At 65.2% G+C, this 22,017-nt stretch carries 14 protein-coding genes; 10 read left to right on the forward strand and 4 right to left on the reverse strand.

Annotated features, from left to right (window positions below; translation table 11 throughout):
- Nucleotides 1-112 precede the first annotated feature (112 nt).
- Together DY926_RS04450 and DY926_RS04455 are read right to left on the reverse strand one after the other, a co-directional pair.
- Nucleotides 113-622: a peroxiredoxin gene (locus DY926_RS04450; RefSeq protein ID WP_116702276.1), complete on the reverse strand. Its 510-nt coding sequence runs from the start codon at nucleotides 620-622 to the stop codon at nucleotides 113-115.
- A gap of 73 nt (nucleotides 623-695) precedes the next feature.
- Nucleotides 696-3,761 carry a bifunctional [glutamine synthetase] adenylyltransferase/[glutamine synthetase]-adenylyl-L-tyrosine phosphorylase gene (locus tag DY926_RS04455; protein ID WP_186336083.1) on the reverse strand — a complete coding sequence of 1,022 codons (3,066 nt, stop codon included), beginning with the start codon at nucleotides 3,759-3,761 and terminating at the stop codon, nucleotides 696-698.
- A 65-nt stretch (nucleotides 3,762-3,826) separates the two neighbouring features.
- On the opposite strand from DY926_RS04455, the gene DY926_RS04460 reads away from it, so the two are divergent.
- A complete protein-coding gene (locus DY926_RS04460; protein WP_116702277.1) occupies nucleotides 3,827-7,141 on the forward strand; it encodes an AsmA-like C-terminal region-containing protein in 3,315 nt (1,104 codons plus the stop codon).
- 48 nt (nucleotides 7,142-7,189) lie between these two features.
- Here the strand turns inward: DY926_RS04460 and DY926_RS04465 are convergent, their stop codons facing one another.
- Together DY926_RS04465 and DY926_RS04470 are read right to left on the reverse strand one after the other, a co-directional pair.
- Complete coding sequence (locus DY926_RS04465) at nucleotides 7,190-8,491, reverse strand: MFS transporter (RefSeq protein ID WP_116702278.1); 1,302 nt, start codon at nucleotides 8,489-8,491, stop codon at nucleotides 7,190-7,192.
- A 54-nt stretch (nucleotides 8,492-8,545) separates the two neighbouring features.
- Nucleotides 8,546-9,913, reverse strand: a complete 1,368-nt coding sequence (locus DY926_RS04470) for a dicarboxylate/amino acid:cation symporter (protein WP_116702279.1) — start codon at nucleotides 9,911-9,913, stop codon at nucleotides 8,546-8,548.
- Nucleotides 9,914-10,147: 234 nt separating this feature from the next.
- On the opposite strand from DY926_RS04470, the gene DY926_RS04475 reads away from it, so the two are divergent.
- The 9 genes from DY926_RS04475 (at nucleotide 10,148) to rplJ (ending at nucleotide 21,945) form a co-directional block, all read left to right on the forward strand.
- The gene (locus DY926_RS04475) at nucleotides 10,148-11,467 is read left to right on the forward strand and encodes a DNA recombination protein RmuC (protein WP_241503061.1); all 1,320 of its coding nucleotides are present in this window, start codon (nucleotides 10,148-10,150) and stop codon (nucleotides 11,465-11,467) included.
- A 52-nt stretch (nucleotides 11,468-11,519) separates the two neighbouring features.
- Nucleotides 11,520-12,260 carry a response regulator transcription factor gene (locus DY926_RS04480; RefSeq protein ID WP_116702314.1) on the forward strand — a complete coding sequence of 247 codons (741 nt, stop codon included), beginning with the start codon at nucleotides 11,520-11,522 and terminating at the stop codon, nucleotides 12,258-12,260.
- The gene (locus DY926_RS04485) at nucleotides 12,250-13,647 is read left to right on the forward strand and encodes a sensor histidine kinase (protein ID WP_116702280.1); all 1,398 of its coding nucleotides are present in this window, start codon (nucleotides 12,250-12,252) and stop codon (nucleotides 13,645-13,647) included. Before DY926_RS04480 ends, DY926_RS04485 begins: the two co-directional genes overlap by 11 nt.
- A 162-nt stretch (nucleotides 13,648-13,809) precedes the next feature.
- Entirely contained in the window at nucleotides 13,810-16,998 is a 3,189-nt protein-coding gene (locus tag DY926_RS04490; RefSeq protein ID WP_116702281.1) for an efflux RND transporter permease subunit, read from the forward strand.
- Entirely contained in the window at nucleotides 16,995-18,281 is a 1,287-nt protein-coding gene (locus tag DY926_RS04495; RefSeq protein WP_116702282.1) for an efflux RND transporter periplasmic adaptor subunit, read from the forward strand. The genes DY926_RS04490 and DY926_RS04495 overlap by 4 nt, the downstream gene beginning before the upstream one ends.
- A gap of 44 nt (nucleotides 18,282-18,325) precedes the next feature.
- Nucleotides 18,326-19,900, forward strand: coding sequence for an efflux transporter outer membrane subunit (locus DY926_RS04500; protein ID WP_241503062.1), 1,575 nt, complete (start codon nucleotides 18,326-18,328; stop codon nucleotides 19,898-19,900).
- Nucleotides 19,901-20,012: 112 nt separating this feature from the next.
- The gene (gene rplK, locus DY926_RS04505) at nucleotides 20,013-20,447 is read left to right on the forward strand and encodes a 50S ribosomal protein L11 (RefSeq protein WP_102323156.1); all 435 of its coding nucleotides are present in this window, start codon (nucleotides 20,013-20,015) and stop codon (nucleotides 20,445-20,447) included.
- Between the two features lie 5 nt (nucleotides 20,448-20,452).
- Nucleotides 20,453-21,148 carry a 50S ribosomal protein L1 gene (gene rplA, locus DY926_RS04510; protein ID WP_116702284.1) on the forward strand — a complete coding sequence of 232 codons (696 nt, stop codon included), beginning with the start codon at nucleotides 20,453-20,455 and terminating at the stop codon, nucleotides 21,146-21,148.
- A gap of 278 nt (nucleotides 21,149-21,426) precedes the next feature.
- Nucleotides 21,427-21,945 (forward strand): 50S ribosomal protein L10, encoded by a 519-nt coding sequence (rplJ, locus tag DY926_RS04515; RefSeq protein WP_116702285.1) that lies wholly within the window; start codon nucleotides 21,427-21,429, stop codon nucleotides 21,943-21,945.
- Nucleotides 21,946-22,017 lie beyond the last annotated feature (72 nt).

Raw genomic sequence — 22,017 nt, forward strand, 5'->3', positions numbered from 1 at the left:
GTCTATTATCGTCCCCCGCCGCCGGTGGCCTATTACGCCCCGCCGCCGCCACCCCCGCCGGTTGTGGTTTACGGGCCTTACGGTGGTCCGGGACGGCCCTATTACTGATGGGTCAGGCCGCCGGGCCTGCCTCCTTCAGCTTCATGGTGGCGATCGCCTTGCGCACGGCGGCGACATGGTTGGTGACCTTGACCTTGCGCCATGATTCCACCAGTCGGCCCGATGCGTCGATAAGGAAGGTGGCGCGTTCGATACCCATGTATTTGCGGCCGTACATGGATTTTTCCACCCATACGCCATAGGCCTCCGTCACCCTGCCGTCACTGTCCGAGGCAAGGGGGAAGGTCAGGCCGTGGTCGGCGGCGAATTTCTCGATCGCGGGCATGTCATCGCGCGAGACGCCGATGACACTGACGCCGTCCTTTTGCAGGTCAGTCAGGGCGGCCTGAAATTCACATGCCTCCTTGGTGCAGCCCGATGTGTTGGCCTTGGGGTAGAAATACAGCACGAAGGGCTGGCCACGCAGCGCGCCGAGGCTGACCGTGCGCCCATTGCTCGCGGGCATGGTGAAATCGGGAACGCTGCTGCCGGGTTCGGGGAAAGGGGGATTGGCCTGACTCATGACCTGCCTTGCTGATCTGTCCGCATGCGGTGTGTGGCCCATGGCCCCGCATGCGTGGTTACGGGGTGCGCGATCATGCAATGCTTTGGGGTGGTGGGGAACTCCCCTGCGGCGGCGGTGGCGCGGATGTGTCCGTAATGGGCGGGATCAGGCGGTCGAACACGGCGGTGACGCGCGTGGCCATGTGCTCCATGCGCCTGAGCAGGCTGGCGGCGTCGGGTGCCCTGAACTCCCCGGTCAGGATTTCAAGGCTGGCGGCGGGCATGGTGTCGGGCACCGTGCTGCCACATATGATGCGGATCAGCCCCTGCAACGAACGCCAGAACAGGTCGGCCCGGCGCAGCAGCCGGGCATCGGCCATGTCAAGCGCGCCAGCGCGCGCCATGCGCAGCAGCGCAAGCCGGGTGGACTGGCTGCGGGTTGCGGTCGTGGCGGATGTCAGTTGCAGCCCCTGGGCTATGAACTCCACATCCATGAGTCCGCCCCGGCGGCGCTTGATGTCCCACGGGCTGGAAGCCGGGTATTCACGGGCCAGGCGTTCGCGCATGTGGCGCACGTCATACAGGATGCGCGCGCGCTCATCTTCCGTCAGCGGGCCGTGGTCGAGCGCGGTGGCGATGGCCTGCCGCAGTTCGGCGGCAAGCGGCGGCGGCCCCGCCACCACGCGGGCGCGGGTCAGGGCCATGCGCTCCCATGTCCATGCGGATTCCGCATGGTAGCGGCGGAAGGCGGAGAGCGAGACCGCCACCGGCCCCTTGGACCCCGACGGGCGCAGCCGCATGTCCACCTCATACAGCGGGCCTTCGCGCCCCGGCGCGGTCAGGGCCGCGATGAAGGCATGCGCCAGCCGCACGAAATAGGTGCCCGCCGCAAGGGGCCGGGCGCGCAGCCCATCGGCGGAGGTGGTGGCGGAGACCACGCTTTCCCCCGCTTCGGGCGGGTGGTCGAACACCAGCATGAGGTCAAGGTCCGAGCCGGGCATCATTTCATGCGACCCGACCTTGCCCAGCGCCATCACCGCCATCGCCCCGCCGGGCACGACGCCATGGCGGCGTTTGTGTTCGGCGCTGACCACGCGCAGCAGCCCGCGCATGACCGTCTCGGCCATGGCGCTGCGGGCGCGGGCGGCGGTGTCCTCGTTCATGCGGTGTTCGAGGCGGGCGATGGACAGGCGGAATTCCTCGCCACATACCAGACCGCGCAGCACGGGCAGCGCCTGTTCGGCCGAGCGCGCGGCCATGACATGCCGCCGCACCAGCGCGGTTGTCGTGCCCAGCGTGCCGGGGCCGCCATCCATGTCCAGCAGCCCGTCCAGCGCCGATGGGGTCTGCGCCAGATGGTCGGCCAGGAACGGCGCGCAGTCCAGCACGGTCACGATGCGGTGGATCAGCGCGGGGTTGCGCTCCAGCAGCGACAGGAACTGTACCCCCGCCCACTGGCGTTCCAGCAGGGCGTCAAACCGGCGCAGCACGGCCATCGGCTGCTGGCGGGCGCCGATTTCGGTCATGATGGTGGGCAACAGCCTGCGCAGCAGCTTGCGCGCCCTGTCCGAGCGCAGCGCGCGCAGGCGGTTGCCCTCCCACCGGTTCAGGATCTGCAGGGCGTCGGCAATGTCGGCGGGGGGGAAGCCATGTTCGCGCAGCCGGTCGGCGGCATCGGCATCCTCGGGGGCGATGGTGATGTCCTCGGGGCCGTTTTCGGCAAACTGCTGCTCGAAAATGCGGCGCGACTGCTGCATGACCGACAGCATGCCACAGGCCAGTTCGCCCGGGTTGGTGGCGAGCATGAAGGTGGCGAACCGTGCGAATCCGTCCTCGCTGTCGGGCAGGGTGTGGGTCTGGTGATCCAGCCGCATCTGCAGCCGGTGCTCGGCCTGGCGCAGCATGCGGTAGTTGCGGGCCAGTATTGCGGTCTGGGCACGTTCCAGCAGCCCGGCGCGGCGCAGCCTGCGCAGCGCGCCGATGGTGGTGGGGTCACGCAGTTCGGGCCGCCTGCCGCCCCATACGAGCTGCAGCGCCTGCACGACGAATTCCACCTCCCGTATCCCGCCCTGTCCCAGCTTGACATTCTGGCCCAGCAGCCAGCGTGTCGCGGTTTCGGGGTCGTTGACATGCTCGGGCGGCAGGCTGTCCAGATTGGCATGGCCCGCGTTACGGTGGCGGTCGATTCGTGCTTTCATGTCATGGAGATCGTCAATGACCGCGAAATCAAGGTGGCGCCGCCATATGAACGGATGAATGCTTTTGAGGAACCGCCGCCCCGCCGTGATGTCCCCCGCCACGGGGCGCGCCTTGGTCATGGCGGCGCGTTCCCATGTGCGGCCCATGCTTTCATAGTACTGGATGGCGGCGGGAAAGGACACGGCGGCGGGGGTGGCCGCCGGGTCGGGCCGCAGCCGCAGGTCCATGCGGAAAACGTAGCCATTCGCATCCCGCGCTTCCATCAGGGTGACAAGATCGCTAGTCATGCGCACAAAGATATGTCGCAGTTCCGTGTTCGCGGGGTGGCGGTCCGGGTCATACAGGATGATCAGGTCTATATCCGAGGAGTAGTTCAGTTCCCGCGCGCCCAGCTTCCCCATTGCCAGGACCACGAAGCCGCTGCCACGGCACGGGGTTTCGGGATAACGCAGGCGCAGCCGCCCGGTCTCATGCGCATGCGCCAGCAGATGCCTGACCGCGGCCCCCAGTGCGTTCTCGGCCAGCAGGCTCAGCCCCAGCGTGACTTGGTCCAGCGTCCATATGCCACCAATGTCAGCCAGCGCGATGGTCAGCGCGGCCTGCCGCTTGGCTACACGCAACGCAGCCATGATTTCAGTGCGGGGCATATCGGCAGGCAGGGCCTCAAGCTCCGCCAGGATCGCGCGCAGGTGGCTGTCCGCCCCGTTGGACAGGAGCGCGAGGAAGGCCTCCGTATCACGCAGCGCCAGATCGGACAGATAGGGGCTGTTCCCCCCCAGCGCGTCGATCAGCCCCGCCACGTCCGGCCGGGCCGTGACATCGGGCAGCCCGTCGCGCGCGCAGGCATCATGCAGGTTTTCGCGCAGGATGCGGGCCGCGCGCGTATCCGCCGGGTGCGGCCATGTGCCGCCCCGCCAGGACGGATGCAGCGTAAAGGTGGGTGTCGCGGGCATATCCATGGTCAGGGGTCCGGCAAGGTTCTGGGAAGTCACGCATATCCATGCGATGGTGTAGCGTGGACGGTATGACGGAAACAGGTCAACCCACCCCCGCAGGGGGGGCATCCGGCCCCCGCGCGACCCGCGTGCGTCGCGCGGTGGTGGCGGCGGGTCGGGTCGTGGTCTGGCTGGTGCTGCTGTGTATCACATTGCCCGCGCTCATGCTGCTGGTGCTGACGCTGCGCCTTTCCGCCGGTCCGCTTGACGTGACGCCAGCCGTCCGGCTGCTCATGCCCATACCCGTGGCGCACGGGCTGAAGCATGATGACATTCTGGGCGGGCTGTCGGCGGGGCATGTGCTGGTGGGCTGGAACGCCCTGCACGAAGGGGTGCGTGCGCCGCTGGTCATCTGGGTTGAGGATGTGCGCATCCAGCGCACCGATGGCACTCAGGCCGATACGCTGCGGCGTGGGCGCATCGTGCTGGACAGCGCGGCGCTGGTCCATGGCGATGTCCGTATCATCGAACTTTCCGTGGCCCATGGGCGGCTCAGGCTGGCGCGGGGAATGGATGGCAAATTCGGCCTCGATCTCGGGCCGGGCACGCCCTATCCCTCGACCGGGCAGCAGGAATCCTCCCCCGTGGACCTGACCGACATCCGGCAGGCCGTCATATCGGATACGCACGTCACCCTGACCGACCGTATGAGCGGGCGTGTCTGGCGGCTGGGGGAAGCGGACGCCCACCTGAAGATCCTGACCGAGGCCGGGCAGAAAGGGGTGACGGGTGATATCCGCCTCGGGCTGGAAGGCAATGGGGAACGGCTCGTCCTGCACGGATCGGGCACGCGGACCGGGCCGGAGCAGGTGGACTGGACCATGCTTCTCGACCCGATCAGCCCCGCCGCCTTCGCGCCGGGGCAGAAGGAGGTCGCACCCCTTGGCCTGCCGGTGGGCGGCAGGCTGCATGTGACCTTCCGCGACGGGGGGCATGACTGGCCGTTCCTCATGCCGCGCGAGTTTTCCCTCCATCTCGACGCGGGCAACGGGCAGGTCACGACGCGCAAGGCCGGGCAGTTCCTGGTGGGAGAGGGTGAGGCCGACCTGACCGGCACGCTCGGCCCCGGCCCGGCGGACGCTCCCTATGACGGGCCGCTGCACGTGGCGCTGCATGATCTGGACCTGCACCTGCGCGCGCCGGGACACCCGACCGATGATGGCAGCGGGCCGACGCTGAAGGCCACGGCCGACCTGACCGCCGCATCCCTGCTGCGCCCCGGCCCGGTGGCGCTGAATGTGGGCGCGCGGGCGCAGTCGCTCGATTTCGCATCGCTGGGTGATTTCTGGCCCCCCCGCGCCATGAAGGGCGCGCGCCGCTGGGTTACGCAGAACATACCGCAGGGCCATGTGGCGCTGCTGCAGGTCAATATGGGGCTTGCCAGCCATGCGGGCTGGAAGGGGCTGGACCTTGTCTCGCTGGGCGGGACGATTGACGCCGACCAGATGGAACTGCACTGGCTGCGGCCCATCCCGCCCATGCACGACATGGATGCGCACCTGACCTTCGACGGCCCGAACGAGATGATGATCCGCTTCGGTCATGCCTATCAGCTTGTCGATCTGGCTGACCGGCATGTCGATGCGACGGGCACGGGGCGGATCGAGGTCGGGCCGGGCTCCATGCGCATTACCGGCCTGAATGAAAAGGTACAGCAGGGGGATATCAACGTCACCCTGCTGGGTAATGTCCGTGATGTGCTGGCGCTGCTGGCCGAACCCCGGCTGAACGTGCTCTCCCGCCACCCCATGGCGTTCACGCACCCGTCGGGCCGGGCCAATGTATCGCTGCACATCGCGCTGCCGCTTGATGCCCGTGTAAAGCCCGACCAGATCGACCTGCGCAGCCATGCCGACCTGGGGGAGGTGCATCTGGGCAATGTGGTCGTGGGCAGGCCGCTGGATAATGGCAGCCTTGGCATAGATGCCACCATGAACGGCCTGCTGCTGCAGGGCAGGGGCGTGCTGGCGGGCATCCCCTCCAACGTGATCTACACCATGGATTTCCGTAGCGGGCCGATGGTCCATGCGGTGGAAAGCGCCAGCCTGCAGGGCCGCGTCACGCCGGAGGGGGTCAGGCGCGCGGGCTTCGAGATGGGTGAGCATTTCGCGGGCAGCGCGCTGCTGGAGGTCGATTACGACCGCTATGTGGGCGGCAAGGCGCAGGTTGATATTGATCTGGACCTGGCCCGCGCGGCGCTGGCCATTCCCATCTGGTCCAAGAAGCCGGGGCAGCCGGCCAATGCCTCGGTCGAGCTGGATCTGGACCACGGCAGGATCACCGGTATCGAGAACATCCGCGCCATCGGCCCCGACCTGCTGATTGATGGCCATGCCGAAACGGCGGACGGCGTGGCGCGCAGGCTGATCCTGCGTGGCTTCCGGGTCGGGCGTTCGGTGGGCAATGCCTCGGTCCTGCTGCCGCAGCGCGAGAAGGACCCGATTGGCGTGAATGTCGCAGCGCGGGTGCTGGATCTCTCACCGCTGGTGTCGTTCCAGACCTCGCAGAACAGTGCTGCCACCCATGCGGCGAGCGGTTACCATGTGCCTGAAATGGCGAGTGGCCGCATAAACGGCGCGCCGGGACGGAACTGGAACCTCAATATTGATGCCCGCACCCTGTATTACGGCCCGACCGATACGCTGACCGGCGTGCACAGCCATCTGGAAACCAGTGGCGGGCGCCTGATGCGTGGCGTGCTGACGGTTGAAGGCCCGGTTGCCGCCAGCGCGCATATCACGCCGCAGGGCAACACCCGCCTGCTGGATGTGCATGTGGCCAGCCTGGGTGAGCTGTTGCGGAACATGAAGGTAACGGACGAGATGCAGGGTGGCACGACCGACATCAAGGGCAGCTTTGATGACAGCGTGGCCACAGCCCCCTTCTCCGGCACGGTGAACATGGGGGCCTTCACCCTGCGTGACGTACCCGCCGTGGTCAGGCTGGCCAATAATGCATCCATCTATGGCTGGCTGCGCGCACCGCATGCGCCCAGCATGCAGATCGAGCAGTTGAGCGCGCCGGTCAAAATGGATGAGGGCAATATCCATATCTCCGACGGGCTGGTCAGCAATGCCTCCCTCGGGGCTACCGTGTCAGGTGATGTGAATCTGGAAAAGAAGACGCTCAACCTTGATGGCACGGTCATCCCGGCATTCGCGGTCAATGCCGCGCCGGGCCATCTGCCTGGCCTGCTGGGCTGGCTGTTCAGCCCCGAAAAGAATGGTGGCGTCGTCTCGGCCACCTATCAGGTCAAGGGACCGATGGATAACCCGGCCGTGCATGTAAACCCCTATGCCCTGCTGCTGCCGGGGTTCCTGCGCAATCTTATGCACGTGCACTGACGGGGCGGGGTCAGGTGGCCCCGGCTGCCAATCCGTGCGGCAGGGGTCTCATTTCCCCTGCGTGATGCGGTCGTGGGCGGGCAGCACGAACAGCACGGTCAGCAGCGAGCACGCGATGCAGCCGGTCACGTACCAGTAGAACAGATCTTCATGCCCGATCTGTCGGAACCAGAGCGCCACGTATTCCGCCGTGCCGCCAAAGACGGATACGGTCAGCGCATAGGGCAGGGCGACCCCCAGCGCACGCACGCGGGTGGGGAACAGTTCGGCCTTCACCACCGCGTTGATGGATGTGTAGCCGGAGATGCCCAGCAGCGCGACCGTAACCAGCATGAAGGCCACCAGCGGTGACTGCGCGGTGGAGATGGCGCGCATGAGTGGCACGGTGAACAGGCAGCCCAGCACGCCGAATGACAGCAGCAGCCGCCTGCGCCCCACCCGGTCGGACAGTGCGCCAAAGGCGGGCTGGACCAGCGCGAAGACCACAAGCGACGCGGTGGAGATGAGGGTGGACTGCTCCCGGCTCAGTCCCACGGTATTGACCAGATATTTCTGCATGTAGATCGTGAAGGTATAGAACGCGACCGTTCCCCCCAGTGTCAGCCCGCATACGCCCAGTACCTCGCGCGGGTGGTGCAGCAGCACGCGCAGCCCGCCATGGGCCGAGCGGTCACGCGCGGCCGTGCTGAACTGCTCGCTTTCCGCCATGCCCCGGCGGAACCACAGGATGGACAGCGCCAGCAGCGCCCCGATGCCAAACGGAATCCGCCACCCCCATGCCCCAAGCTGCGCCGGGCTGAGCAGCACGAACTGCAGCACCAGCAGCACGACCAGGGCCAGCAACTGCCCCATCACCAGCGTTACGTACTGGAAGCTGGCATAGAACCCGCGCTGCGCGGGCGGCGCGATTTCCGACAGGTAGGTGGCGCTGGCCCCGTATTCACCGCCAAGGCTCAGCCCCTGCAGCAGCCGGGCGACCAGCAGCACGCTGGGGGCGATTACGCCAATGCGTTCGTAACTCGGGCACAGGGCAATGGCCAGCGAACCCGTGCACATGGCCATGATCGACAGGCTCAGCGCCGCCCGCCTGCCATGCCGGTCCGCCATCAGCCCCATGAGCCAGCCCCCCACCGGGCGCATCAGGAACCCGATGGCAAAGACCGCCGCACTGCGCAGCAGTTCCGTCGTGGCGTTGCCCGGTGGAAAGAAGGAATGGGCAAAATACATGGAAAATGCCGCATAGACGTACCAGTCGTAATATTCGATCAGATTTCCGGCTGAACCCGCAATAATGCTTCGTATTCTCTGGGCGGTTGTCAGTGCGCCGATCTGCGGCTGGAAAACAGGCATGGAAGAAACCTATGGACGCAAAAGGAATATCGGGAAGGGAGGGCGCAGGCCCCGTTATCCTGCCGAGCGGGTGCGGGTGGATGTGTCGATGGGGGTAAGGACCGGCGTGTCCGCTTCCGCGTCACTGATGCGGCCGGACAGGGCGGCGGCCAGCCGTTCCGTATCCAGCGCGCCCTCCCACCGCGCCAGGACGATGGTGGCCACGGCGTTGCCGATGATGTTGGTCAGTGACCGACATTCGGACATGAAACGGTCAATGCCCAGAATCAGCGCCATGCCCGCAACCGGCACGTCAGGCACCACCGCCAGCGTGGCCGCCAGCGTGACAAAGCCCGCGCCGGTCACGCCCGCCGCGCCCTTGGAACTGATCATGGCCACCAGCAGCAGGCTGATCTGCTGGCCCAGCCCCAGATGCACATCCGTGGCCTGCGCGATGAACAGCGCCGAGAGCGACATGTAGATGTTCGTGCCGTCAAGGTTGAAGGAATAGCCCATCGGCACCACAAGCCCCACGACCGAAGGCGCGCAGCCCGCGTTTTCCAGCCGGGTCATGAGGCTGGGCAGCGCTGATTCGGATGAACTGGTGCCCAGCACGATCAGCAGTTCCTCACGCAGGTAGGCCAGCAGCGGCAGGATGCGAAAGCCGTTCCACCGCGCGACGGCCCCGAGGATGACCAGCACGAACAGCGCGGCCGTGGCGTAGAACGTGGCGACAAGGAAGGCGAGGTGCAGCACCGAGCCGATGCCGAACCGCCCGATGGTGAAGGCCATGGCCCCCAGCGCGCCAAGGGGGGCGGCATACATGACCAGCCGCACCACGCCGAAGACAAGCTGCGTAAGCTGGCGCAGCAGCACGAGTATCGCCTGCCCGCGCGCGCCCATGTGCGACAGGCTGATGCTGAACAGGATGGCCACCAGCAGAACCTGCAGTATGTCACCCGTGACAAAGGCGCTGACCACCGTGTCAGGGATGATGTTGAGCAGGAAATCACTGAAGGAATGGGCCTGCGCCTTCGCCGTATAGGCGGCAACGGCATGGGCATCCAGCGTGGCGGGGCTGGCGTGGATATGCGCGCCGGGCCGGACGATGTTGGCCATGACCATGCCCACCACCAGCGCCAGTGACGAGAAGGTCAGGAAATACACCATGGACTTGGCCGCAAGCCGCCCCGCCTGCCCCAGGTCGGACAGGCTGGCCACGCCGGTCACCACCGTCAGGAATATGACGGGCGGGATCACCATCTTGACCAGCCGGATGAACGCATCCCCCAGCGGCTTGAGCGCCACTGCCGCGTGCGGGCAGAAATACCCCAGCGCGATGCCGACAACCACCGCGACGACAACCTGCACGTACAGGCTGCGAAACAGGGAACCACCCCGCGCGCGCTGGCCCTGCGGGCGGCTCTGTGTTTCCTGTGGCATGGTGGAGGGTCCTCAAGAACGGTTCGTTTGCACGCGCCACGGGCGGGACGCGGCCACAGCCTGCGTGGTAATCGGTTTTGACGCCGCGCGAACCTGAAAATCAGGTGAGATGCGCATATTTCGTTCCGTGCATATCACGGTTGCCATATATTCCAAAAAAACATGAAGGCTTTACATTGTCGGTATGACAGGGCACGGACCTGATTTGTTCTTTCTTTTGGGAAGTGCCCGCCCATGTCCGATATGCCCGCATCCGCCGTGATCTGGATCGCCATGCTGTGCGCGGGGGTATCGTGTCTGGTTTCGCTGCTCGTGCTGCGGCGTGTCATGCAGCTTTCGGACCAGCAGGCGGATGGGGATGCGCTGGCGCGGCTGTGCGTCATGACCGAGCGCGAGACCGCCGCCCGCGTGGCGGAAAATGACGTGCAGCGCGCCCGCATGGCGGAAATGGAGCGCGTGCTTTCCACCCGGCTGGACCAGCGCCATCAGGAAATGACGGAAACCTTCAACCGCATCGCGCGCATGATGGGCCGCGACCTTGCGGAAATGCGGGTGACACAGTCCGAATCCCTGCGCGAAATGGCGGAGGAGGGCAGGCGGCAGAGCGATGAACTGCGCGCCGCCGTGAATGAGCGCCTGCACCAGGCGGTGGAAAAGCAGATGCAGACATCGTTCCAGCGCGTGCTGGAACAGATCGGGGCGATGCAGAAGGCCATGGGCGAGGTCTCGGCCATGACCGCGCAGATTGGCGACCTCAAGCGCCTGTTCGCCAACGTCAAGACCCGGGGCGGGTGGGGCGAGGCCCAGCTACGCACCATCCTTGACGACGTGCTGCCGCAGGGCGCGTATGAAACCAACCGCCGCCTGCGCGATGATAGTCGCGAGGTGGTCGAATTCGCCGTTCGCATGCCGGTGCGCGCCACTGTCCCGCCGGTGCTGGCCATTGATTCCAAATTCCCGACCGAGGCGTACGAGCGGCTCCTGCAGGCGGTAGAGGACTGCAACCCTGATGCCGAGCGCGCCGCCCGCCGGGCGCTGGAAACCACGCTGCGGATCGAGGCACGCAAGATCGCGACCAAGTATATCGTCCCGCCTGTCACGGTGGAATTCGCGGTGCTGTACCTGCCTACCGACGGGCTGTATGCGGAGGTCGCGCGGATTCCCGGCCTGCTGGACGAGATCGGCCGTGCCTATCGCGTCATCGTGATGGGGCCGGGGCTGATGCCCGCCATGCTGCGCACCATCCATCTGGGCTACGTGACGCTGGCGCTGGAAAAGCGCACCGATGACATCGCCCGCCTGCTGGGGGCCACGCGGCAGGAGATGCTGCGCATGGATGGCGTACTGGAAAAACTGGCCCGCAATGCCTCCGCCATGACCTCTTCCATCGAGGAGGCGCGCAGGCGCACCGGGCAGGTCACGCGCAGGCTGCGTGAACTGGACGTGGATACCCGGCCCGACGACATCCCCGATGGGGATGCGGCACCCGCCCGCCCGGCGGAAATGACGCCGCCATGGGCCGATGATGCCCGGCAGGACGCGGAACATGGCTGAAAACGATTTTAATTGGCCCGTTTCCGCCCCGCACGGCATAAGTGGTGGGGTCATGAACGCGCCACCAGAAATTCCCCCGCCTGACTCCGTGCCCTCGGTCGCACCCGGCGCCGTTGCCGCGCCGCGCATCCTGCTGGTCGAGGATGACAGCAAGATCGCGCAGGAAGTGGCCGAGGAACTGGAAAGCCGTGGCTTCCATGTCCAGCATGAGGATTCGGGGGCGGCGGGCCTGTCCATGGCGCTGGGCATGCATTTTGACGCCATGATCGTGGACCGCATGCTGCCCGAGCTTGACGGGCTGACGCTGATCGAGACCCTGCGTGAGCGCAAGGTACATGTGCCGGTGCTGGTGCTGTCCGCCCTTTCGGCGGTGGATGACCGGGTCAGCGGGCTGAAGGCGGGCGGGGATGACTACCTGACCAAGCCCTTCGCCATGGAGGAACTGGCTGCCCGGCTGGAGGCCCTGCTACGCCGGCCGGACAATTCACGCCAGACCATGCTGCGTGCCGGCCCGCTGGAAATGGACCTGATCGAGCGCACGGTCACGCGCGCGGGCGTGCCGATCGACCTGCTGCCACGCGAATTCCGGCTGCTGGAATATCTCATGCGCCGCCCCAACCAGGTACTGACGCGCAACATGCTGCTGGAGGATGTGTGGAATTACCGCTTCATTCCCCAGACCAACCTTGTGGACGTGCATATCGGCAAGCTGCGCCGCAAGATTGATGAAAGCGGCAGGCCCGCCCTGATCCAGAGCATCCGCGGGGCGGGGTTCATGCTGCGTGTTTCGTAACGAGCTGTTCCGCACCGCCACCTTCCGCCTGACGCTGGCGGTGGTGGCGGCCATGATCGGATCAGCGGCGTTGCAGTTCTTTTTCGGCTACAGTCAGGCCAATGTGTTCGAGGCCCGGCGCTCGGACATGCTGCTGCTGCGTGAGGCCACCATCCTGCAGCACCAGACCCCGCAGGAGCTGGAGCAGCAGGTGCGCGATCGCGCGACCGATGACCTGCGCATCCTGCTCAACGTCACGACGCTGTTCGATGCGTCCCGCCATTATATCGTGGGCGACCTGCATAGCTGGCCCGCCGGGCTGGTGGCCGACGGGCGGGTCCATGTGATCGAACCCGAGGCGATGGATGGCGGCTCCACCACCGCATTGCGCATGGTGGCCGTATCCGTGCCGGGCGACCGCTTTCTCGTGCTGGGCCGCAGCCGGCACATGCGGACCGAGCTGCGCCTCATGATGCGGCATTCCATGCTGGTCTCGATCGTGCCGACCGTGCTGTTCGCGCTCATGACCGGCATCATCCTCAGCCACCGTGCCCTCTCACGCGTCAAGGACATGCATGAGGCGATCGACCGCATCATGGAGGGGGACCTGCACGAGCGCCTGCCGGCTGGCAGGCAGAACGATGACCTCCAGCGGCTGGCGGGCAGCGTCAACCGCATGCTCGACCGGCTGGAGCAGCTCCTTGATGAAATACGCGACGTAGGCAACGACATCGCGCACGACCTGCGCACGCCGCTGGCCCGGGTGCGCGCGCGCCTTGACCGTGCGCTGAACGCCGACCATTCGGCCCAGGCGCTGCGCAATGTCATGGCCCACACCATTGACGATCTTGACCAGTCCTTCGCCATCATCACCGCGCTGCTGCGCATAGGCGAGATCGAGAACGGGCGGCGGCGCGCGGGGTTTGGCGTGGTCGATCTTGATGCGCTGGTGGCGGATATCGTGGATCTGTATGAACCCATAGCCGAGACAAAGGGTATCGTCCTGTCCCACGCCCCCGGCGGGGAGCGGATACAGGTGCAGGGCGATCGTGACCTGCTGATCGAGGTGCTGGCAAATATCGTGGACAACGCCATCAAGTTCACGCCCGAGCGCGGGCGGGTGGACATCCGCACATGCATGAATGGCAACTGCGCCCTGATCCGCATAGCCGATACCGGCATCGGTATTCCCGCAAGCGAGCGCAAGGCCGTGATGGGGCGCTTCTACCGTTCGGACAAGAGCCGCCACATTCCCGGCAGCGGGCTTGGGCTCAGTCTCGTTTCGGCCATTCTGGCGCTGCACCACGCGCGGCTCGAGATCACCCAGTCGCGTGTGCATGACACGCTGCCGGGCGCCACCATGAGCATTATTTTCCCGCCGGGAAGTGTGGTGACGCCGGGAAACTAAATTGAAATTTCATTTGCCACCCGTTGCACCGTCATTAACACCAAAAGGACAGACGGGGAGATGAGACATGCGAGAAGACCACCGGTTCCGGGCGCAGCCAGCCTGCGGCATGCCGCCCGCAACGTGGGGTAAGCCGCACCAGCGGAGGGTAATGGCCCGCGCATGAACGGTATTGTCGTTACCGCGCTCAAGCGGCCCTACACTTTCGTTGTTCTTTCAATCCTGATTGTCGTGTTTGGTGTGCGGGGCCTGCTGCGCACGCCAACGGACGTGTTCCCCAGCATCAACATTCCCGTGGTTGCGATCTGCTGGACCTATACCGGCCTCATGCCCGAGGACATGTCCGGCCGCGTGGTCTATTATTACGAACGCGCGCTCACCGCCACGGTCAACAATATCGAACATATCGAGAGCCAGTCCTATTACGGGCGCGGTATCGTGAAGGTGTTCTTCCAGCCCGGCACCGATACGGCCGTGGCGCAGACACAGATCACCTCCGTCTCCCAGACCGTCATCAAGCAGATGCCTGCGGGCATGACGCCACCGCTGGTGCTGACGTACAACGCCTCCTCCGTGCCGGTCCTGACGTTGCAGGTTTCCTCCGATTCCATGACGGCATCGGAAATCTATGACATGTCCTCCAACCTGATCCGCCCGGCGCTGGTATCGGTTGCGGGGGCGGCCATTCCCAACCCGTATGGCGGGCAGCCGGGTAACATCATGGTCGATCTGGACCAGAGCAAGCTGCTGGCGCACGGGCTCTCGGCAACGGATATCGGCAACGCGCTGGGCAAGCAGAACATCGTGCTACCCGCGGGTGACCAGCAGATCGGCGCGTTCGACTGGATGGTCCAGACGAACGCCTCGCCCGATGAGATCGATACCTTCAACAACATGCCCATCAAGCAGGAAGGCAATTCCGTCGTCTATCTGCGTGACGTGGCGTGGGTGCACGCGGGCGGCCCGCCACAGACCAACATGGTGCTGGTCAAGGGGCATCAGGCCGTCCTGATCGTGATCATGAAAAGCGGTGACGCCTCGACGCTGTCGGTGGTCAGCGGGATCAAGGGGCTGCTGCCTTCCATCGTCAGGACGCTGCCGCCGGGGGTCGATATCACCGTGCTGGGTGATGCCTCGACCTTCGTGAAGGAGGCGGTGCGCGACGTGGTGCAGGAAATGGGCACCGCCGCCATGCTGACCAGCCTTGTGGTGCTGCTGTTCCTCGGCTCGTGGCGATCGACCGTCATCATCGCCACCTCCATCCCGCTGGCCATGCTGTGCTCGGTCATCGGGCTGGGGGCTGCGGGTCAGACCATCAACGTCATGACACTGGGCGGGCTGGCGCTGGCGGTGGGTATCCTGGTCGATGACGCCACCGTCATGATCGAGAACATCGACGCGCATCTGGAAATGGAAAAGGATCTGGAAACGGCCATTATCGACGCCGCCAACCAGATCGTCATTCCCACATTCGTCTCCACGCTGTGCATCTGTATCGTATGGATGCCGCTGTTCCAGCTGACCGGCGTTGCGGGCTGGCTGTTCATGCCCATGGCGGAAGCGATCATCTTCGCCATGATCGCGTCCTTCATCCTGTCGCGCACGCTGGTGCCGACCATGGCGAAATACATGCTTGCCGCCCAGGTGGCGGCCCATGCCCGTGAAAAGGCGGAAGGCGGGCACCACGTCCCGCGCACCATCTTCGGGCGTTTCCAGCAGGGGTTCGAGCGCAGGTTCACCACCTTCCGTGACCGCTACCGCGGCCTGCTTGAGCATCTGCTGTCCATCCGCAACCGTTTCGTGCCGATTTTCGCGGCAGCGGCGTTCTGCTCGCTCGGGCTGCTGGTCTTCGCCGGGCAGGACTTCTTCCCCGAGATCAATTCCAACGCGCTGGCCATCCATCTGCGCGCGCCCATGGGCACCAAGATTGCCGAGGCGGGCAAGATTTCCATGCTGGTGAATGACGAGATCGAACGCCTGCTGCCCAATCAGGTCGAGGGGATCGTCAATAACTGCGGCCTGCCGTTCAGCCCGCTCAATCAGGCCTTCATTCCCACGCCCACCGTTGGCGCGCAGGATTGCGACCTGACGGTCACGCTGAAGAATGACGAAGCCCCGGTGGCCGAGTTCCGTGGCATCCTGCGCAAGGGGCTGGCCGAGAAATTCCCCGGCACCGAAATCACCTTCATGCCGGCCGACCTGACGGCGAAGATCCTGAATTTCGGCCTGCCCGCACCGATTGACGTGCAGGTGTCCGGGCGCAACCTGTACGCCAATTTCGACTTCGCGCAGAAACTGGCGGAAAAGCTGCGCCACGTGACCGGCATTGCCGATGTCTCGGTGCAGGAACCGCTGAACACGCCCACCCTGCGCGTCAATGCCCGGCGAACCTATGCACTGGGCACGGGCCTGACCGAGGCGGACGTGGCGAACAACGCGCTGGCCGTCCTGTCCGGTAGCGGGCAGGTGGCGCCAACCTACTGGCTGGACCCCAAGACGGGCGTTTCACATCTGGTGGATATCCAGACTCCGCTCCAGTTCCTCCAGACCATGAACGATCTGGAAACCATTCCCATCGACAAGGGGGATGGCAACCCGTCCGACCAGCCGCCGCAGATTCTGGGCGGGCTGAGCCAGATCGTGCAGACCGGTACGCCGGGCGAGGTGTCGCATTACAACATCATGCCGGTATTCAACATCTATGCCTCGAACGAGGGGCTGGACCTTGGCGCGGTCTCGCGTGAGGTCGCGCGCGTGGTCGAGGCGGCCAGCAAGGACCTGCCGGCAGGCTCCAGCCTGTACGTGCGCGGGCAGGCGGAGACCATGAACGGGGCCTATACGCAGCTTATCGGCGGCCTCGCCATGTCGATCCTGCTGGTGTACCTGATCATCGTGGTCAACTTCCAGTCGTGGCTTGACCCCTTCATCATCATCACCGCGCTGCCCGGCGCGCTGGCCGGGATCGCATGGAGCCTGTTCCTGACGCACACTGCCCTGTCGGTGCCCGCGCTGACGGGGGCGATCATGTGCATGGGCACGGCGACGGCCAACTCCATCCTGGTCGTGTCCTTTGCGCGTGAACGGATGGATGTGCATGGCGACGCCATCCGCGCGGCGATGGAGGCGGGCTTTGAGCGTATCCGCCCGGTGCTGATGACGGCCTCGGCCATGATCATCGGCATGCTGCCCATGTCCCTGAGCAATTCGCAGAACGCGCCGCTGGGCCGGGCCGTGATGGGCGGCCTGCTGGTGGCGACCTGCGCCACGCTGTTGTTCGTGCCCTGCGTGTTCGCGCTGATCCATTCCAGAAAATCCAAGAAGACCGCCATCCGTGAAGGAGAGCATGCATGACCGCCTCAGGGGAAAACCAGACGCCGCGCCGGTCCGGGCGTGGGCGGCTGTACGTCACTCTTGGCGGGATCGTGCTGGCCGCTGTCGTGGTGGGGGGAATTGTGGAGCGCCGGGTTCACGTCGCCCACCTGAAGTCCGCGGCACAGGACGCGGCCATACCCCGCGTGCAGGTCATCCTGCCGCAGCAGGGGCCGAAAACCCGCACGCTGGACCTGCCGGGCAATATCTCGGCCTGGTACCAGGCACCCATTTACGCGCAGGTCTCGGGCTATGTGCAGATGTGGTACAAGGACATCGGGGCGAAGGTGAAGGCGGGCGAAATCCTCGCCACCATCGACACGCCGGGTCTGGACGCGCAGTACGCGGCGTCAAAGGCGAATTTTGACGTGGCCATGGCCCGCTACCGGCTGGCCCAGATCACCGCCCGCCGCTGGCGCGCGCTGCAGGGCACGCAGGCCGTGTCCCAGCAGGAAGTGGACGTGCAGGTGGCGGATGCCGAGGTCAGGCAGGCGGAGGTCGAGGCCGCCCGGCACGAGGTCTCGCGCTATGCCGCGCTGATCGGGTTCAAGCAGCTTGTCGCCCCCTTTGATGGCGTGGTGACATCCCGCCGCGCCGATGTGGGTGATTACGTGAACGCGGGCGGGGGGGACCTGTCCTCACGCGGGACCGCGACGGAACTGTTCAGCGTGGCCGATGTGCACCGCATGCGCATTTTCGTGTCCATACCGCAGGATTACGCGGACATCATAAGCCCCAAGCTGACGGGTGACGTGTCGGTGCCGCAGTATCCGGGCCGGATATTCAAGGCCAAGTTCCTGGCCACCGCCCGCGCGTTCAACGCGGGCACCCGCACCGTGACCACCGAACTGGTGGTGGATAACGACAAACATGAACTCTGGCCGGATTCCTACGCCAATATACATTTTGTCGCACCCGGAGACCCGGATATCCTGATAATTCCCGAAGGTGCCCTGGTGTTCCGTGCGCAGGGCATGCAGGTCGCGGTTGTGGACGAGGACAACCGCATCCGCCTGCGCAATGTAACGGTGGGCACCAACCTGGGTACCAAGGTGCAGGTCCTGGCCGGGATCGGGCCAAAGGACCGGATTGTGAACAACCCCTCGGCAGGGCTGCTGGAAGGCCAGAAGGTCTATCTGGTCGGGGCCACGCCGGGGTATAACGACGCCGGGGCCACGGCCTCCCCCGCTGTCGATAAGGGAGATGACGTGCGGGCCATGCCAGCGGGAGACAGTAATGCGAATGACGCGGGGGTGCGTCAATGAATGCAGCACCGCCTGGCCGGTTCTTGCCTCCGTTGTCCCGTTGCATGGCCCTGCTGGGCGGTTGCGCCGTTCTGGCTGGCAGCCTTGGCGGGTGCGTGGACCTTGCCCCCAAATATCGCCATGAGCACTACCTCCTGTCCGATGACTGGAAGGGCGATGGCCTCATGCAGTACGGCCACCCCAGCGACGCTGCGCCGCGCGGGGACTGGTGGACGGTGTTCAACGACTCCACCCTCAATGAACTGGAGGAGCGCGCAAGCCGCCTGAACCCCAACCTGCAGGCGGATGCGGAACTGTTTACTCAGGCGCGTGACATCGCGGCGGAGGCACAGTCCAACCTCTACCCGCAGATCACCGGCGGGGCAGGGGCATCGCAGAACCAGGCGTCCCAGCATAGGCTGTGGCGTGGTGCCGGTTCGCAGGGGCCGACCTATATGTCATCCGAGCAGTACAGCGCCACGGCGCGCTGGGAGCCGGATTTCTGGTCTTCCATCCGCAACCGCAGGCGCGTGCAGCAGCGCATGGCGCAGGCGGCGGCGGCTGATTTCGCGACCGCGCGGCTGAGCATCCAGTCCGAACTGGCCAATGACTACATGCAGTTGCGCGGCATGGACGCGCAGCATGCCGTGTACCTCGACTCGATCCATTATTATGAGACCGCCGTACAGATCACGAAAATGCGGCAGGCGGGGGCCATCGCGGCGGGAATCGATGTCTCGCGCGCGCAGACGCAGCTTTTCTCCACCCAGGCGGCGGATACGGACCTGCAGGCCCGGCGCGCGGTGATGGAGCACGCCATCGCCATTCTGGTCAATGTCACCCCGGCGGACTTTCATATTACGCCCCGCTCCCAGATTACTTTCCCCAAGGTCGCGATTCCGGTGGGGATTCCCTCCACCCTGCTTGAGCGCCGCCCCGATATCGCCAGCGCGGAGCGGCACATGGCGGCGGCCAACCGGGCCATCGGCGTTTCGCGCGCGGCCTTCTATCCGCATGTAACCTTCAGCGCGACGGCCGGTTTCATGGATAACGGCTTCACGCTCGATAAAATTGCGAATGGCATGTACAACTATGCCGCGCAGGCGGTCCTGCCCCTGTTCCAGGGCGGGTTGCGGCGTGCGGAACTGCAGCGCAACTGGTCGCAGTACCGCCAGTCGGAAGACCAGTACCGCGCCACGGTGCTCGACGCCTTCAAGGACGTGGAGGACGGGCTGAGCATGACGCATGGCCTTGATGTGGAAGCGGCACAGCAGGCCGAGGCGGTGCAGGCCTCCATGCGCACGCAGAACATGACCATGCAGCTCTATACCGGCGGGTTGACCAATTATCTGGATGTGGTGGTGGCGCAGGTGGCTGCCCTGCAGGCCCGCATTGCCGAGGTGCAGGTGGAGACCCGCTACATGCAGGCGCAGGTCGAGCTGATCCGCTCGCTTGGCGGGGGGTGGAGCACGGCCGAACTGCCGAACAACAAGCAGCTCCGTCCGTTCTCGCCGCTGCAGTACACCCACCTGGGCATGCCCACGCCGGTCAAGGGTGTCAGCGTGGATAACGGCCCCGAATCCCGTGACCTGTCAGGCAAGGGATTTCATGACAGGGACTTGACAGCCTCCCCTAAATAGCGGTAGGTGCGCGCCTCTTATCGGAACGCGGGAGGCCGCGCTTCGCGCCCCACCGGGGCGTGGGCCGGCCACCAGAACCGCGGTCCGGGTGAAACAGTCAGGAGCCCCGGATATGGCCAAAAAAATCGTTGGCTACATCAAGCTGCAAATCCCCGCCGGCAAGGCGAATCCGTCCCCGCCGGTTGGTCCGGCACTGGGTCAGCGCGGCCTGAACATCATGCAGTTCTGCAAGGAGTTCAACGCAAAGACGCAGGGTCTCGAACCCGGTATGCCGATTCCCGTCGTCATCACCGCGTATGCCGACCGTACGTTCAGCTTCATCACCAAGACCCCGCCGAACACCTACTTCCTGATGAAGGCTGCCAAGATCTCCAAGGGCAGCTCGACCGTAGGCAAGGCCGCGACCGTTGGTAAGGTCACGATCGCGCAGCTGCGCGAGATCGCGGAGACGAAGCAGAAAGACATGAACGCCAACGATATCGACGGCGCCGTGCGCATGCTGGCGGGCTCCGCCCGCTCCATGGGCATCGACGTGGTGGAGGGCTGATTACCATGGCAAAGAACAAGCGTCTGACCGCAGCCCGCGCCGCAGTCGATACCACCAAGCAGTACGGCCTTGATGAGGCCATCGCCCTGGTCAAGAACAACGCCAAGGCGAAGTTCGACGAGACGGTCGAAATCTCCATGAACCTGGGCATTGACCCGCGTCATGCCGACCAGATGGTCCGTGGCCTGCTGTCCCTGCCCAACGGCACGGGCAAGACCCTGCGCGTTGGCGTGTTCGCCCGCGGCCCCAAGGCCGAGGAAGCGAAGGCCGCCGGTGCCGATGTGGTTGGTGCCGAAGACCTGGCCGAAAAGGTGCAGGCTGGCGAGATCGCCTTTGACCGCTGCATCGCGACGCCGGACATGATGGCGCTGGTGGGTCGTCTGGGCAAGATCCTTGGCCCGCGTGGCCTGATGCCCAACCCGAAGCTCGGCACCGTGACCATGGACGTGAAGGGTGCGGTTTCCGCCGCCAAGTCCGGTCAGGTCGAATACCGCGCCGAAAAGGCCGGTATCGTGCATGCTGGCGTTGGCAAGGCCTCGTTCGACGGTGCCAAGCTGGCCGAGAACATCCGCGCGTTCGTGGATGCGGTCCAGAAGGCGCGTCCCACGGGTGCCAAGGGCACGTACGTGAAGAAGATCGCCCTGTCCTCCACCATGGGGCCGGGTGTTGCTGTTGATGTCTCCGCTTTCACGGCGGCCTGATATCGACTGAAGAATGACCCCACTCCGCAAGGGGAGGGGGACAGGGGGTGGGACATGTTCCCACCTTCCGAACCTGTCCATGACCGGATGTGGCGAAAGCCTTAATTGCCCGTGCGGGCTGCAACCGGGAGACGGGGATTGCCGGATCGGGGCGAAAGCCCACACTGGTTGTTCCGTTTGAAAGGACAGGCGAACCGGGACGTTATCGGCCTGCCGTGGCGTCCCTAGGGTAAACCCTATCCACCGGTCCTGCCGGTGGATGATGATGGAGACGGGATTTGGACCGTACGGAGAAGCGGGAGTTTGTTGCCTCCCTCGCAGCCGTGTTCGCGAAGACGTCCATGGTCATTGTCACCCGTAATGACGGGCTGAGCGTGGCCGATGTGACTGATCTTCGGCGTCGCGTGCGTGCGGCTGGAGCTACACACAAGGTCGCGAAGAACCGGCTGGCCTCTCTCGCCCTGGCAGGGACCCAGTTCGAAGGCATCAAGCCGCTGCTGAAGGGGCCGACCGCGTTGTCGTGGGCGGATGAACCCGTGGCTGTGGCGAAGGTGCTGGTCGAGTTCGCCAAAACCAATGACAAGCTTGTTCTGCTCGGTGGATCGCTTGGTTCCCAGACGCTCGATGTCGAGAGCGTCAAGGCCCTTGCCGAACTGCCGTCCCTGGATGCCCTGCGGGCGAAGCTGGTGGGGCTTATCTCCACGCCGGCAACGCGCGTCGCGGGTGTGCTCCAGGCACCGGCCGGACAGCTTGCGCGGGTTTTTGGTGCCTATGCCAAGACGGGCGAAGCCGCCTGAGACCCCATGGCCCGGCCCGCCGGGTTATCAACAAAACGGCATTTTTCCGAAAAAACGGGATTGTGCTGTGCC

Source organism: Komagataeibacter melaceti, assembly GCF_003403295.1.
GTDB lineage: Bacteria > Pseudomonadota > Alphaproteobacteria > Acetobacterales > Acetobacteraceae > Komagataeibacter > Komagataeibacter melaceti.